10 protein-coding genes are annotated in these 15,772 nt (G+C 56.0%); all 10 read right to left on the bottom strand.

The genetic code is table 11. The features are described 5' to 3' along the window. Positions 1 to 109: 109 nt before the first annotated feature. The 10 genes from KI379_RS23565 to KI379_RS23520 all read right to left on the bottom strand — a co-directional run bounded on the left by KI379_RS23565 (position 110) and on the right by KI379_RS23520 (position 15,570). Entirely contained in the window at positions 110 to 1,477 is a 1,368-nt protein-coding gene (locus KI379_RS23565) for an ABC transporter substrate-binding protein (protein ID WP_076172910.1), read from the bottom strand. Positions 1,478 to 1,597: 120 nt separating this feature from the next. After that, complete coding sequence (locus KI379_RS23560; RefSeq protein WP_212985053.1) at positions 1,598 to 2,575, bottom strand: carbohydrate ABC transporter permease; 978 nt, start codon at positions 2,573 to 2,575, stop codon at positions 1,598 to 1,600. Then, complete coding sequence (locus KI379_RS23555) at positions 2,572 to 3,468, bottom strand: carbohydrate ABC transporter permease (protein WP_143811899.1); 897 nt, start codon at positions 3,466 to 3,468, stop codon at positions 2,572 to 2,574. The genes KI379_RS23560 and KI379_RS23555 overlap by 4 nt, the downstream gene beginning before the upstream one ends. Then, positions 3,465 to 5,618, bottom strand: a complete 2,154-nt coding sequence (locus KI379_RS23550) for a DUF5696 domain-containing protein (RefSeq protein WP_212985052.1) — start codon at positions 5,616 to 5,618, stop codon at positions 3,465 to 3,467. The genes KI379_RS23555 and KI379_RS23550 overlap by 4 nt, the downstream gene beginning before the upstream one ends. Before the next feature lie 64 nt (positions 5,619 to 5,682). Next, entirely contained in the window at positions 5,683 to 7,698 is a 2,016-nt protein-coding gene (locus KI379_RS23545; RefSeq protein ID WP_212985051.1) for a YIP1 family protein, read from the bottom strand. 26 nt (positions 7,699 to 7,724) lie between these two features. Further along, positions 7,725 to 8,591 carry a carbohydrate ABC transporter permease gene (locus KI379_RS23540; RefSeq protein WP_212969787.1) on the bottom strand — a complete coding sequence of 289 codons (867 nt, stop codon included), beginning with the start codon at positions 8,589 to 8,591 and terminating at the stop codon, positions 7,725 to 7,727. Between the two features lie 4 nt (positions 8,592 to 8,595). After that, complete coding sequence (locus KI379_RS23535) at positions 8,596 to 9,567, bottom strand: carbohydrate ABC transporter permease (protein WP_244879413.1); 972 nt, start codon at positions 9,565 to 9,567, stop codon at positions 8,596 to 8,598. Continuing rightward, on the bottom strand, positions 9,564 to 12,518 hold the full coding sequence (locus KI379_RS23530; RefSeq protein WP_212985050.1) for an extracellular solute-binding protein: 2,955 nt from the start codon (positions 12,516 to 12,518) through the stop codon (positions 9,564 to 9,566). Before KI379_RS23530 ends, KI379_RS23535 begins: the two co-directional genes overlap by 4 nt. Then, entirely contained in the window at positions 12,515 to 13,633 is a 1,119-nt protein-coding gene (locus KI379_RS23525) for an ABC transporter ATP-binding protein (protein ID WP_212985049.1), read from the bottom strand. The genes KI379_RS23530 and KI379_RS23525 overlap by 4 nt, the downstream gene beginning before the upstream one ends. A 254-nt stretch (positions 13,634 to 13,887) precedes the next feature. Continuing rightward, positions 13,888 to 15,570: a carbohydrate-binding protein gene (locus KI379_RS23520; protein WP_084203994.1), complete on the bottom strand. Its 1,683-nt coding sequence runs from the start codon at positions 15,568 to 15,570 to the stop codon at positions 13,888 to 13,890. Positions 15,571 to 15,772 lie beyond the last annotated feature (202 nt).

The raw sequence follows: 15,772 nt of genomic DNA, 5'->3' as shown, positions 1-15,772 counted from the left end.
CGATGTGTCCGCCCACGGCAAATAGCCCCAACAAAGTGGAGCGATCGCTCTCTTATATCTTCAAAAAGAAAGCTGCCGGACTGATGTCTGCCCGGCAGCCTCCCCTCTCTTATTGCTTCAAGGTGGCTCTCACTTCCTGCGTTTTCTTGTTCCATGTCTCCGTTTCCGGAATGATGTCATTGATATCCCGGTCGCCGAAGATAATGTCGTTCAAGATGTTGTTATAGTTGTAGTCGTTCCATCCCGGCACGGTCAGGCCGGATTGGATTTTGGCGTTCTTTTGGGCAATCTTGACGGCTTCAATATTTTTACCCTGCCAGATCGGAGCCTGATCGTAGTAGCTCGTCAGCTCGGGATCGATGACGGAAGCATTGGCTCCCTGGTCAATTTTCCACTTCTGGGCTTCCGGCGTGAATTGGAAGCTGAGCCACAGGAAGGCCTCCTCCTTATGCTTCGAACCGGACAGAAGTGCCAGCGGTCCGTAAATCGAATACCCCGGCTGGCTGACCTTGCCTTTCGGGAACGGAAGAACGTCCCAGTCGAATGTCGCTTTCTCCTTCAGGGTCGGCAGAACCCAGTCGCCGCCGATGGCGAAGGCCGTTTTCCCGTTGATGAAATCCTTCGTCACGTTGCCGCCTTCTTCCGCGGCTGCGTTGCTCTGCATCGACCCGTCCTTCGTGACCAGCTCCTGGAACCATTTCACGTCGTTCATGACGTCCGGTGTGCTGAGCATGCTCTGGGTCAGGTCTTCGTTCATGTATTGATGGTTCGCCGCGTGGCCGTCGGCAATCGCTTTGGAGGACAGCAGGCGCATTTGGATTTCGGGCTGTGTCGTAATGCCGTATTCGCCGGCGCTCGGGTCGGTCACCTGCTTGGCGATGTTACGGAAGTCGTCGTAACTCCAGTCGTTTGCCGGCATATCCACGCCGTGTTTGGCCAGCAGATCCTTGTTCACCAGCACCCACATCGGGACGTCAACCATCGGTACGGCAAGCTTCTTGTTGTTAAACATCATCGTTTCAAAGAAGCCGTCAGGGAATTTGGCGTTCTTGAAAATATCGCTCTTCTCGATGTAAGGCGTCAAATCTTCGATGAGATTGTTCTGCTCGAAGGTGATCAGATCGCTGTCAATCTCGGTCACGTCGGCAGGCGTGCCTGCGGCTTCCAGCGATGCGATGATTTCCATGATCGGCTGCGAATTGGTCACCGGTACCTGCTCAATGGTGATCCAGGGGTATTTCTGATGAAACAAGTCGTACAGCTCGTCATAGGTTCCGTTTTTCCAGGAAATGAATTTGAGCGTAACCGGATCGTGCTTTTCCTCTGCTGCCGGCTGGTTTGGCGCAGGCGTAGGTGCAGGTTCATTGCCTGTTCCAGACGGTGAAGCGCTGTCATTATTGCTGCTGCACCCGGCAAGGGTGAAGGTCATGAGCATGACCATCGATAAAATGGATGACGCGATGCGTTTTCTTTTCAATCCTTATTCCTCCCCAATTTGATTTCATCGGATGCTGACGATACCCCTTCGTTCCCAAGCTATACCTGCTAGGTCGGCATTCCCCCTTTCAATGCTTCCGGCAGAACGGCATGCCAAGGCTTATTCCACGATCCCCGTCCGTTCAATGCCGGTAATGAACCAGCGCTGCAGAAACATGAAGATCACGAGCGGCGGAAGGATGATCAAGAAGGCGGCACCCATTTTGGTGCCTTCGGTCACCGGATTGCTGACCAGGTCTTTGCTGCCGAGCAGCGACGGGTTCAGCACATCCTCCAGCTGGTCCAGCCGGATGGAGAGCGGCGTGAAGCCCTTGGCCAGGAACATCGAAGGCTCATAGTACATGTTCCAGTACCAGATGAACGAGAACAGAAAGACGACCAGACAGGCCGATTGGGCAAGCGGCAGCATGATCCGGAAATACAGCCTTGCAGCGGAAGCGCCGTCCAGTTTGGCGGCCTCCTCCAGGCTGGGCGGCTGCGCCCTGAAGAACTGGCGGAAAATAAGGATAAACAGCGCTCCCTTCAGCCCCTGCCCGAAAATCGCCGGCACGAGGAAGACAAACAGCGTATTAAGCAGGCCCAGCTTGCTGAAAATCACATACAGCGGAATAATGATCACCTGCGGCGGAATCAGAAACGTCAGCAGCACCAGCGCCGTGATCAGCCCTTTAAACGGAACAGCCAGCCGGGCGAGCGCATAGCCGGTCATCGAGCATATCAATACCTGGACAATCGAGCAGCTCAGGGCGATAAGAGCGGTGTTCCGGAGGGCTTCCGGATACTGCAGCCCTTTGTAGGCTTTGGTCAGATTCTCCCAGGTGACGATCCGGGGAATCCATTTGACGCTGGGATCCAGCAAATCGCTGACCGTCTTCAGCATCGTGCTGATCATATAGAGCAGCGGCTGCAAGTACAGATAGGCCACGATGGACAGCAGCACATAAATGACCATTTTCGCCAGGAGACCGTCCGACAGATTTCTGCCCAGCATGACCATCTTGTACTTCTGCGCCTTACGGCTCCACAAGAAGCTCGTGGCGTAATTTCTGGCCCTTTGAACCCATGGTTCCGTATTCATGGTCTTCCTCCCTTGAGCCGCATGCTGCGGCTGAATAGTCCCGTCACGAGCGCGAGCAGGACGAAAATAAAGCCGAAATAAATCCAAGCGAGCGCACTGGCGTAGCCATATCCGGTGTCGACTTTGAACATGTTGTCCTTAATGTGCTTCAGGACCGGATTCAGCGGGAAGGTGAACAGGTCGATGATGGTATAGAGCACGTTCAGGCTGATAAACGGAACGCTGGCCGGAAGCGTAATCTTCCAGAAGCTCTCCCATGGAGAAGCGCCGTCGATGCGTACTGCTTCGTAAATTGACGGAGAGATCGTCTGGAAGCCAGCGATGAAGATCAGAATCTGCACGCCCGAGTACCAGAGAATAAGAACAACACGCCCCAGCACTTCCATGACCGTCTTGGCCAATTCTCCCCCGACATACTGCCGGACGACAGGCTCCAGATTGTACTGGTCCAGAAACGGTATATCGCCGGCGCCCTGCGTAAACAGCTCGGACAGCACCTGCCCCGTCGCAAAGATGACCGGGAGGAAGAACAGCGCCCTGTACACGAACCGGCCGGGGAACTGCTGGTTCAGCAGCAGGGAAATCAGCAGGGCAAAGATGACGATAATCGGCACCATCAGGATCATTTCCTGAAAGTAGGTGATCAGCTCGATCGGAAACACGTTGTCCTTGAGAAAGGCATCGCGGTAATTTTGCAGACCAAGCCACGTATATTTGAATCCCCCCGGCACCACCGCGACCTTGTGCAGGGACATGAACATGGACCAGCCGATCGGAATCGCCACAAACACGCAGAACCCGATGATCCAGGGGAGCATAAACAGCAGTCCGACGCCGTATCGCTTCAGATGATATTGGGCCGCTTTTCGTTTGAAATCCGGAACGCTGCTCATTTTCCTGCTCCTTTCTCCACGGTAAAGTCCATGACTCCGTAATCCACGATAACCCTCGTGCCGTCCTCATAAGTGGTGGCATATTTCTGGCCGGACAGCTTTTCATGGCCGATGATCTTCATGGCATACAGCCGGCTCAGTGAATCAAACTTCGCGTATTCCTCCTCGATCCGTCGTTCCCATTTATCGAAACGGCTGCTGTACAAAAAGTTCGAGGGAGTGTCCTTTAACTTGCGGGAATCGTCATGGGTCACAAAGAACGAGGGCAGCGCCCCATATTCGATCGCCCGCAAAAATTCGGCATCCTCATCGTCGCGAAGGTTGCCGTCCCCGAACGTATAAGGAACGAAGCCATGCAGCACGATCGGGTAAAAGGGAACCGTCTCGTCGATCATGAAATCGTAGCTCGATTCGGACGGCAGCCCGTCAATGTAATCCGTTTGGCCGAGCGCATAAGCATCCCCCTGGTTGACCGACGCGCTTCCCAGTGCCTCCCGGGTATATTTCAGCAGCCCGTCGTAGACGGTTTTTGCATATTCCCGGGTTTGGATGCCGGAAGGCTCGTAATCGTTCAGCAGCATCTCGCCGATTCCGCTGAAATGGATGCCGCCCACGCCAAGCTTCTTCAGCCTGTTTACCGTATCTGCCGCCGTTACCGCCGTATAGGCGGGCTTGGCGATATACCAGCCGTCGTCGACATAGGCGGTCCCGTCGATCCCCCGGATGGCGTCCGTCTTGCCGGAGAAGGAGGAATGGCCGTCGACCCAAAGGAAGTCCTCGCTGAAGCTGACAGGGACGCCCCGCTCCTTCATCCCGGAAATGAACGTCTTCGCGGCCGCTTCGCCGCCAAGCGCCGGATCGATCGGAAACCGCTTCTCCATGTTATAGTCGCCTTCATTCTGCCAGCCGTAGAATATAGTGCGTAATGAAGCGACGCCCTTGCTCTGCAAGGTGCTGACGATTTCCCCCGCCTGCTCGAAGGTCGTGGCGGCCACATACCGGATTCGGCCAAAGGCCTTTTCGTAATTGCCGCCCATGATTTTCAGGTACAGCGGCACATGCTCCACCGGCTTCAGCGCCTCAGTAAGACGGCCGGTCTCCTGCAGGTAGCTCCGGTAAGCTCCCGCCATACCGACATAATCCGCGTCCGCGCCGTTCAGGAACCGGTATTCGACCTCCCGGTCCCGGTTCAGCCGTTCCTTCTGAACGGCCTTGCTCGGCGCGGCCAGCCGGCTCATCCGGTAGAGATATTCTTCGCGATAGATTTGACTGGAAAATACCTGGTAGAATGACGACTTGAGTCCGGGCGCCACGGCGGATACGTTGGCGGAATCTTCCCCCTTGGTCATGACGGCCAGAAAGGCATGGTCGCCCTTCTTCAACCCGAACACAGGGTAAGCGATGTCTTCCCTCCGTTCTCCGGTGCGCGTCCCATTCTCCTCATTGGTCACCTCGCTGCCGTAAACCTGATGCGAGTAACCCCGGGTAAGGCTCGCATGCTCCTGATCGAAGCGGATGAGTCCTCCAGGGCCGTCGGGAACGAACACATAACCATTCTCTTTGGCGGGTGCGGCTCCAAAATAAGGCAGCACGTCGAGCGAGAACAGCGCAGACGCTCCTTCCTCCCGAATGCCGGCCGCAGGCACCTTGACCTTGAGGCCGCTGTCCGTCAGCTCATACTGCATGACAAACCCCAGCTGTTTGGCGGGAAACGAGTATTCGATTTGCAGCCCCTCAGGCTTGCGGATCATGGCAATTTGCATGCCGGCCGTCTGGTTGCTCAGCGTCTCCCTGACCGTCTGATCGGCTCCTTGCGTCCGGACATGGGTCAGCAGAAAAGGGGATTGCAGGTTGGCCAGCAGCTGTCCTTTGACCGTCTCACCGGCCAGCTCCTCCTTGATCGGATTGCTGGTCCAGCGGTAGCCGGATACCTTATCCAGCACGGCGATCTGGGTGTTATCCGGGCGGACGTACAGCGCATAATGTTCGTTCTCCAGCGCCAGCGCATAACCGTCAGCCCCTGCGGCCGGTTTCCAGGGATCGCCCTCATACAGGGCGTCCGGAGTCGGAAGGTTCGCGGCGATGCCCGTTTGGGAGAATCGTTCGGCTGTCGTTTGCTCCCAAGGCTTGAACACCAGCAGCAGAAGCACGATCAGAAGAGCCAGTGCGATGGCGGCAGGCCATTTTGCTTGGCGGAATCGTCGTTTGGCAGCGTTAATGATAGATGTTCACCTCTTTGTAAAGCTCATAGAAAAAGTCATACAGGTTATAGGACAATCCGAAAATGATGAAGCCGAACATCCAGATCGTCAGAATTGCAAACACCGAGATAGCCGAGTTTTTCAGCGTCTCCAGGAAATCGAAGTTGTGGATCACCTGCGTCATCACGATGAACATGACGAGCAGCCATACGGTCATGATCGTGTTCAATGCATGAATGATGACCGCCTCATCCAGCGATGCGATGTTGGACAGCAGGATCGTCGGGACCGAAAAGAACACATAGGGCGACAGCGCATAGACGCTGCCCTGAATGACTTCCCGGAACCGGCCCTCCCCGTCCTTGATGCTGCAGACCAGGTAGTTGGCGATGATCCAGGTGACCCATGGCAGGGCAAACAGGCCGAGTTCCTTCATCAGATTGACTTCCGAGAGGTCGACAGGATGGAACAAAAACCCGGTGAGATAAACTCTGCACAGCTTGATGCCGATGACCAGGAGCAGCAGGGAAATCGTGATCCAGGCGGGAATCCTCGCCTCCTTGATTTTGTAGAACCCCTCGTAAGGATGGATCAGAACGTAGCCCAAATTACGGATGTACGCCAGCGGCTCCTTCCAGGATGTCGGCAGCGGACGCCTGCGCAGGAACCAGCGGATAAGACGATAGCCGAAGTAAAGGGCAAGCATCACCGCGGCCAGTCCGGCCACCAGGGCGACAAAATGGCGCTGAAGCCATTCCATCCGGATCTGCCAAAAAGCCTTCGAATAGCCGTCGGTATCGAAAGCGGCTTTCATGTAGCTCAAGGCTTCGTCATTGCGGTCCTCATGCAAAAACACTTTGCCCAAGCCTTGAAAGGTCCCGTTGTACATATCGTTGCGGGCATAGACCGCCTCCCAGTACGGCTTGCTCTCTTCGTATTTCCCGTCGGCATACAGTACGAGCGCCTGAAGCGCGCTGCTGCCGAAAGCGGTACGGACGTATTTGTGGACCGTATTGGTACCGCTGTCGGATATCCAGATCGCATGATCCGAGTCGATGCCGATCCCGGTCGGATAACCGAGCACGCCGTACTGCTGCGTCTCCTTATCGATGTCGCCGAACTCGAACATGGCCTCGCCGCTGCGGTCATAAAGATTGATGCTCATGGAGTCGAGGTCGATATTGTACAGAAAGCCTTCCGGATCAACGGCAACGTCGACGATGCCGTGTCCGTTCACCAGCGTCTTGTTTTTAAAAGCGTCCACCCCGCCTGCATTCAGCTTGCGGATCGCTCCCTTCCCTTCCCCGCCGGCGGTGGCCGTGTACACAAATCCGTCCGGATCAATCGCCACATTCGTAATCGGCTTGGGAAGCGCGCCCTTTTCCTTGGACAGCTGCTCCTTGTTCAGCACCAGCTTCTTCAGCCAGTTCAGCATCGACTGATCCGCCTTGTTCGCACCGAAATAGCCCATGAATTCGCCTTTCGGATTCAGCCTGACCAGTCCCTGGTACGAGGAGTTCAGCTGGATGTACATCACGCCGCGCCGGTCTACGACAAGCTTGACAGGGACAAAATGCTCCGAGCCGAGCAGCGGGGTCTCCGGCTTCTTGTACTCCCTCTGAAACCGTCCGCTCCCGTCAAACACGGCAATCCGCTGATTTCCGGAGTCCGCCACGTACACCTCGTTGTCCGGAGTAACGTATACACCTTCCGGTCCCGAGAGCTGACCTTGGCCCTCGGCGTCGCCGATCGTCCGGAGCAGCGTGCCGTCCGGATTCAGCACCGCAATGCGGTCTTTCTTCTTGTCGGCGATATAGACCCGGTCGTCGGCGGCGATATCGAGATCAGCCGGTTCACCGAAATCGGCGGAGATGGCCCCGGCCGGACGGTATATCGGCTGGATGCGGAACCATGACGACTGGTTCGAGTCATAATAGGATGTCATATATGGAGGTTTGGCCATGGCGGTACCCGGCAGGGACGTCAAGACGGCCATAAAGACTAGCAGTAATGGAAACCATTTTTTCATCGTTCCGACTTCCTTTGCTGATGACATTACTTGATACCGGAATGGACCATCGTCTCAAGCACTCTGCGCTGAAAGAGCAGGAAAATGATCAGATTCGGGATGAAAATAAGCAGCCCGGCCGCCGCCGCCATGTTCTGCCCCGCCACGTTGTTCTGCAAACCGCTCAGCAGGCTGTTGACGTAGAAAGCGAGCGTCCGCATCGTCTCCTTTTGCATGAACAGGGTTGAAGTCTCCACGTCTCCCCATACGCCCTGGAACGTCAAAATCGAGATGGTCGCGATCGCCGGGACGGACAAGGGCAGAATCATGCGCACGAAGATGCCGACATGCCCCGCGCCGTCAATCCGGGCCGCCTCCATCAGATCGCTCGGAATTTGTGAGATGAAGCCGACGAGCATAAACACTGCGACGGGCGATGCAAGCGACGGCAGGATATGCCCGAGATACGTATTGTTCAGCCCGATGCCGTTGATGACGAGATATCTCGGAATGGATACCGTTTCGGGCGCGAACATCAAGGACAGGGTAATCAGCGACATGATGAGCTGTTTGAAATGGAATTGGTATTTGGCCAGAACATAAGCCGCCATCGTACTGACCACCACGACGCTGACCAGTGTCAGCGAAACGACAATTAGGCTGTTGAACAAATACCGTGTGAACGGCACCGTCGCATTGGACGCATGCAGAAAGAGCGTTTCGAAATTGTGCAGGGTCGGATGCCGGACGAAAAACCGCGGCGGAAACAGGAACAGCTCGTTTTGCGGCTTAAACGCATGATTGAAGATGAAGACGATCGGCAGCGACATGAACAAGGCCAAGGCGGTAAAAAGCGTGATCAACATGACCTGAAAGGGCGACGCCGTGCGGAGCCGGCGCAATTTGGGCATCATGGGCTTACAGTTCCTCCTTCGAGTTAAACATCCGGTAGGCAAACCTCATCACGAAGTAACTGAGGAGCAGCAGAATGACCGAAACCGCTGAAGCATAGCCCAGTTCGAACCGGATGAACGCGTAATCGTCGACATGGTTGATGATGAGGTGCCCCGCGTACTGCGGCGTAATCGCCATCCCGGTCAGCTGGGTTGAAATGCTGCCGGCCTTCAGGGTCGAAACGATCGTCATGACGGCGCTGAACAGCATTTGCGGTTTCATGGACGGCACGGTAATGTAGAACACTTCCTGCAGCCGGTTCGATATCCCGTCAATCCGTCCGGCTTCATACAGCTCCCGGTTGACCGTCTGCAGACCCGCCAGCATCGCCAGGAATCCTACGCTGAAGCTCATCCAGAGGGATACCAGAATCATGATGTTCAGCAGGTACTTCGGATCCTGCAGCCAAGTTACCGGGGAATCGATCCAGCCCATATTCAGCAGGAAGTTGTTCAAATAACCGACGCGGTCGCCGCTGAAAGCGGCAATCCAGACGACCGTCAGCGCCACGCCGCCCGCCATCGACGGCGCATAGAACACCAGCGTGTAGTAATCGCGCACCTTCATCGGCAGCTGATGAATGAGCCAGGCAAACAGGAAAGACAGCAGATACCCGCCCGGCCCGACGATCAGCGCGAATACGAACGTGTTCGGAAGCGCCTTGGTCAGAAAAATAATGTCCTGCGTAAACAGCGCGATAAAGTTGTCAAAGCCGATAAAATGCAGCTTGCTGAATCCGTCGTAGGACGTGAAGCTGAGCGTCGCAGCCATCACGACCGGAATGACGATAAAGACGAGAAAGCAGATGAGAAAAGGAGCCAGGAACGCGTAGCAGAAGGCATCCTTCTTCAAATCCAGCACAAACCGTTTCAGCTTGACCGCTGCCGGGGATGGCCGCTTCACGGCGGGCAAAGCGGGCGTAACTTCTGGTTTCACGGCTTAGCCTCCTCCCAGTTAAAAGGTTCGGTAATCTGCGGCACGTGCAAGTTTCCTCCCGCAATGCCGAAGTTCCGCTGCCTGCGGTCCATCTCCCGCTGCAGCGACAGGCTGGCCTCTTCCAGCGATTCGCTCGCCGGCACGCCGTCAAATACCGTCTTGTTCCAGGCGAAGTCCATTTCACGGGCCAGGAAGTAGTATCCTGGAACATTGGGCAGGTTCGCCGCCCAGCGGGCCTGTTCCCGGATCGCTTTCAGGTCTTCGGACGGCCAGCTCAGCGATTTCATCGCCTCAACATTGGCTGTATTCCAGCGGTACTCGATGCCGTAGTACGACTCCATGTCCCCGGCATACCTCGACTGGACATCCGCCGAAGTCCACCATTTCAGAAACTGCCAGGCCGCATCCTTCTTGTCGCTCTTCTTCATGATCATGGCCGTGGACAGTCCTTGCGGCGACCAGCGGGCCACTTGACCGTCCGGCTGCTTGATCCCCGGCAGGGGCGCGACTTTCCAGTGCCCCGTAATCTCAGGCGCAGCCACCTGCAGCTGCACGTACGTGTTGAAATCGGATATGCCGATCGGGATATCTCCGTCGCGGAAATGCTGGAAAAAAGCCGGTATGTCGATCGGCAGGTTGAATTTGGTGTACAGCTGCGTCCACTGCTTGAACGCTTTTTGCCCCGAATCGCTGAACAGGCTGGACTTCAGCCCGTCGGGCGTATACGGCGATGCGCCGTTTTCGAGAAAAAGGGTGGCGAAATCCGCCTTCGGAACATTCATCGTCATGCCGTTCTCCTGCAGCGTCGGCAGGATGTCAAACACGTCGTCCCAAGTGTCCGGTGCTTTCAAGCCCAGGCTCTCGAAAATATCCGAGCGGTAAAACAGCAGCTGGAAGTTCTGCACCTCCGGCAGGCCGTAAGTGCCGCCGTTGTAGGTCAGGGCTCTCGACGCTCCCGGGATGAACCGTTTCATGACATCGGCAAATCCCGGATAAGAGGACAGGTCCTGAACGGCGTCCCGCATCGCATAATCAGCCGGTGTGGCCTCTGCCAGCCCGAGCGCCACGTCGGGCACGTCGCCGGCAGCATTGCCCAGAATCAGCATGTTGGGATTCGGCATAAGATTGATGTTGACCTGAATCCCCGTTTTCGGCGTGAAATCCTGGCTCACCAGCTCCCGCAGCTCGTCAACGTAATCGCGGCCGCGGCCGACCCAGATCTCCAGTGCCCCGTCCTTCTTCTCCCCGTCCAGGTCGTAATCCATCGTAAAGGAGCGGGCGAAGTCGGCGATGGAATACGGAATCCGGGAGAGCGCCGTAGGCTCTTTGAGGCCGGTTTTGGCATCCGGCGTCCGTACCACGAAATAATCGAGCATCAACGGCTGCTGGGTCAGTGTGGATATCCATGTGCCGATGTTGGCCTGGATCGTGGAGAAATCGTTCACTTTGTTCGGAACGTTGTTGACGTCGGCCGTCATCTCTTCCAGCATGCTCACCGCTGAAGCAATCGCTTGCGACAGGTCGGAGCTGCCTTCATTGACGCGGTTAATGTAGTCCCGGATCAGCTTCAGGCGGTCGATCAAGGATTGAAGCGTTTTGCCCGCATTGGGGTCGTATTTATTCATATCCCAAGTGCGGCTGGCATCCAGATTGGCATCCGAGGCGCTTTTGCTGTAATTGCCGGTGATGAGCCGGATATGGCGGTCGAAATCCGATATTTGCTTCAGGGTATCCTTCAACGCGATCAGAATCGGCTGCATCGTGCTTGAATCGGCCGTCATTCGCATCGTGTGGGTCCCTTTGTTCAGGTAAAACTGATAGGGCCTGCCTTCCGCATCCGATATCGCCGAGATTTCAAATTCCTTGTGATACGCCAGACCGTAATGAAGCAGCTCTTCGAACGGGACTTTTCCGTCGATTTCGATCGTCCGATATGCTTTGAATCCCGATCTGTAGTTTTGGAAGTTTTTCAGATCGATGACGTACCAGCCGTCGGCCGGAACCTCAAAGCTCCACTCCACCCACTCGCCCGGCTGCTTCCAACGGTTCCCTCCGAGCACGTTATAGGTGATGCGGCCCTTGGGATCCGGTGAAATGTACGGCTCCGACCAGCGGTCCGTCTGAATGGACAGGCTCGACTTGCGCTGGAACTGCTCGGCTTCCGTCTGCTTGAACCAGCTCTCTTGGACCTTCATCGCAGGCTGCTGCTTGACATATTCCGCATAGTCCGGGATCGGCTGCTGGGTCCGGAAATAAATGTTCCGGATCGCGACAGCCCCCCTCTCTCCGGTCAACCTGAGCGTGTGCTGCCCGGGCTCAAGCCGGTACAGAAGCGGCCGGGAAGAAGCCGAATAATCGCTTGCCGCCTTGTCCGTCCATTCGGGGAGTTCAATCTGCTGGGGACGGACCTGCATCCCGATTTCGTTGACTTCGTACGGATATTTCGCGTCCTTCCACATCCGTTCCAGCTCGATGCGCTCCGATTCCGGGAAAGGGTATTGCCCGTCGATCATGGCCCCGCGGATCACGGAGCTTCCGCTGCCCAGCAGCGCCTTATAGTCCAAATGGAGCTCATACCAGCCAGCCTCGCGGACCGTAAAGGTCCATTCTACCCAGCCGGATTCGTTGCTCCAGCTCAGCATGTTTCGACCGCTCTCGGTCTCCTTGGCCAGGTCCGCATCGGTGGATGCCGCCTCGTAATTGACCGGATCGAGCCGAATAGACTTCTCTTCCGCAGCGGCATTTTCGCCTTCCTGCCCCTTCATGAGCTGGGCGTAAGGGAGCTCGCCTTCCTTGCTTGCCAGATCGAGCAGGTCGGCGGCGGTGACGCTGGTAGAGTAAACCACAGGCTCATCGGCTGACAGCCAGCGGACGAGTCCGAACAGAAGCGCAGCAACGATCAGCAGTCTCAGGGAAATGCGCGCGAAGCGGGGCAAGGTGCGTTTTTTCATACCTCACCTCTCCCCACCAATTCCTCCGTACTCTCATCGAAAAAGTGGATTTTGTGCATCTGCAAGCCTACAGAGACGACGTCCCCGGCGGCGTACGTCTGTTCAGGATCGGTACGGGCGATCAATGGATAGGAGCCGATTTGCACGTAAACATAGGAATCCGCGCCGGTGGCTTCCGTCATTTGCACAAGCCCGGTAATGAAGCCGGCTTCCTCCGTGATGCCGCGCTTCAGAATGACGTGTTCCGGCCGCACGCCCAAGATGACGTTCCGGACGGTTTTCGGGGCCCGCTCAAAATTTCTGCCAGTGGCCTCAGGCAGGAGCAGCCTCATCCGTTTGTTGGAAAAATAGTAATCTCCGTCGTTTTTCTCGATGGTGCCGTTTAGAAAGTTCATCTGAGGCGAACCGATGAATCCGGCGACAAACACATTGGCCGGTTCGTCGTACAATGCGCGCGGGGCGGCCACCTGCTGAATGACCCCGTCCTTCATCACCACGATGCGGGTGCCCATCGTCATCGCTTCGACCTGGTCGTGAGTGACATACACTGTCGTCCGCTTCAGGTCGCTCTGCAGCTTGATCAGCTCAGCCCGGGTTTGGGCGCGCAGCTTGGCATCGAGATTGGACAGCGGTTCGTCCATCAGAAACACCTGAGGCTCGCGGGCGATCGCCCTGCCGAGCGCGACCCGCTGCTTCTGGCCGCCGGACAGCTGACTCGGCTTGCGGTCCAGCAGATGGGCGATTTCCAGGATGGACGCCACCCGCTTCACGCGCACATCGATTTCATGCTTCGCCGTCTTGCGGAGCTTTAGGCCGAGGGCGATATTTTCATAAACGGACAGATTGGGATACAGGGCATAATTCTGAAAAACCATCGCGATGTCGCGATCCTTGGGGGAGACATAATTGATGAATCTGCCGTCCAAATACAGCTCGCCGCTGCTGATCTCCTCAAGCCCCGCAAGCATGCGAAGCGTCGTCGATTTGCCGCAGCCGGAAGGTCCGACCAGAACAAGAAACTCCCCTTCTTCAATGGACAAATGGAAGTCGTTCACGGCGGGGCGGGATTCGCCCTTGTACCGTTTGAATACATGATTAAATGTAATGCTTCCCACCGTTCTCACCTCACGCTATCTAACTGCCGTTTCTTCTTTAATGGTAGCGCATTCATCACAGGGCCAAAATGAGGCGGAATTAATGTTTGCAGTCCATTTTTAACGTGTCTGCATTTAGGCTGTAGCTGGCCCACAAATTTGCCGAATGCCGGAACCGCTGCGCCGACCAGGATGCCAAAAAAGCCTGCGCAAGATCGCTCTAAAGCGATCCTTTGCACAGGCATACAAGTACTGTATTGAATATGAATGAGCGGTTACCGGTGGCTTGTCGGATGCTCGGCCGTCAATGGAATCTGGCCTTTAAACAACCGGTTGATGTCGCCGGCCAGCCGCAGGTAAAAGTCCGATGAGACCGATACCCCGTCGGCGTCCAGCGTCAGGAAATACTGATTTGTCGGAATCATGGAGCTGTTCTCGGCCATTTTGGCGATGGCGGTGCCTTCATCGTACTCGTCGAACATCGCGATGTACCCCGTTTGAATCCCGGTGCTCTTGACGTTATACGCCTGCTTCCACATGAAATCGCCGTGCAAGCGGGGGTTTTCGTTCCGCGGTCCGCCGGTCATGTTCGACCAAGCGGATCCGGGCCAGATGACCGGCTGATACGCGATGCCGTTTTGCTGGGTGAAGGTAAAATCCGGGCCCAACGTATCGTTTTTGAAATCATCCGCACCCTGCAGCGTGCCGAACCGCGCGACCGACCAAGGGGAGATCATATCGAACGATTTGTAGACATTCATGAAATCCGGCTTAGAATCCCTATTTCCGGTTCTCCAGTAGGTAGGAACGCCCCCGATCACGTACACGCCCTGATTTTTGAACCATTGGATCAGCTCGGCGGATTCTGCGGCCGTTCCTGGACGATCTGTAAAGCCAATCCCCCAAATGCAGACGACGATTTTTCCATTCTGTTTGGCATAGGCCGGGGAAGAGGTCAGGTGCATCGTATTGACCACGTTCGTTGACCAATCATGCTTAACGGCGTTGACCCAGTTGCCTGCATTCATCCCCGTAATGTCGTACATGACATAAAACTTGCGGTTGTACGTTTCGGCCGCATTTTTGACCTTGACGGCAACGCTGTCCCGGTTGGTCTTCCAGCCGTTTGGAGTATCGCTCTCGTCGGCCCCGAACCGCTGGAGCGCTGCACCGTCAATGTTGTACGTCTTCATCCATTCGAAATGCTTGTTTACCGTGTCCTGATCGTACGAAGAGAACAGCTTGGCCGGGCTGCCGTTGCCCAGATTGGCCAGGTCGGTCTGATACAGCTTCGAATATTCGCGAGTATCCGGATACAGCTCGAAATTCACGTTTCCGCCCGCAGACGGGGCGCTGCTGTTTTTGGACCAATGCACCCAGCCGCTGTTAGGCGACCCGTCCCCCGCTGCATTGAACCAGCCTTGGTAGCCGGCAAAGAGGTGGCCCACGACGTCTCCGTCACCGGAAGAGCCGCTGTTAAACTTAAACCACAGCACATTAAACAGATTGCCTGTCCCACCGGTAAATTTTAAATACAGTGTATGCACCCCGGTGACGGAGCTGACCGGTGCCGAGCGGGTCACCCAGGACTGCCACCCTCCCGTACCCGGAACCGTCACCGTGCCGATCAGCGTTCCGTTCGGATTGTCCAGCCGTACCTCAATCTGCCCCCCGTTATTATTGCTGGCTACCCTCACATCGATGGAGGAAGCGCCGCTTCCGAAGTCCACGTTCGAAAAGGCGATGTAATCGCCGTTATCGATAAACGCCACGTTCTGTCCGCCTTCGGTGGAGTTTTCCAATTGAATGCCGGATTGCGAGCTGAAGCTGGAAGCGGGCGTTTGGCTGAAGGCCGATGCGGCCAAGACCGCCCCGGGGAATAATGACAGCACCATGACAACCAGCATAATGGCAGACAAACTTCTGAAAACATATTTTCGGACTGGCGGAATGTACATCTAATTTCCCTCCTTGATTCATTTGAGCTGCTGTATACGCGCCCCTTGCGCGGACTCAACCTGATGCCGACCTTTCGGCAGCCTGGATCATTCTGTCTTAAACCCCGGAGCTGCGCTGCCGGAACACTTAAGTTGAGCGTCCCTCCTTTCCGTGGATCCGTCTCTCTTTCCTCTCCACTCCCCTAGCATACGATTAGGCGCC

Source organism: Paenibacillus cineris (genome assembly GCF_018333335.1).
Taxonomy (GTDB): domain Bacteria; phylum Bacillota; class Bacilli; order Paenibacillales; family Paenibacillaceae; genus Paenibacillus_AQ; species Paenibacillus_AQ favisporus.
Note: the sequence above shows the minus strand (reverse complement) of the source record. Positions and strands in the feature narration are given on the sequence as shown.

Coding starts and splice junctions, on each gene's coding strand:
- KI379_RS23540 (WP_212969787.1), bottom strand. CDS start 8,591: ATGATGCCCAAATTGCGCCGGCTCCGCACGGCGTCGCCCTTTCAGGTC.
- KI379_RS23530 (WP_212985050.1), bottom strand. CDS start 12,518: ATGAAAAAACGCACCTTGCCCCGCTTCGCGCGCATTTCCCTGAGACTG.
- KI379_RS23560 (WP_212985053.1), bottom strand. CDS start 2,575: ATGAATACGGAACCATGGGTTCAAAGGGCCAGAAATTACGCCACGAGC.
- KI379_RS23555 (WP_143811899.1), bottom strand. CDS start 3,468: ATGAGCAGCGTTCCGGATTTCAAACGAAAAGCGGCCCAATATCATCTG.
- KI379_RS23545 (WP_212985051.1), bottom strand. CDS start 7,698: ATGAAAAAATGGTTTCCATTACTGCTAGTCTTTATGGCCGTCTTGACG.
- KI379_RS23520 (WP_084203994.1), bottom strand. CDS start 15,570: ATGTACATTCCGCCAGTCCGAAAATATGTTTTCAGAAGTTTGTCTGCC.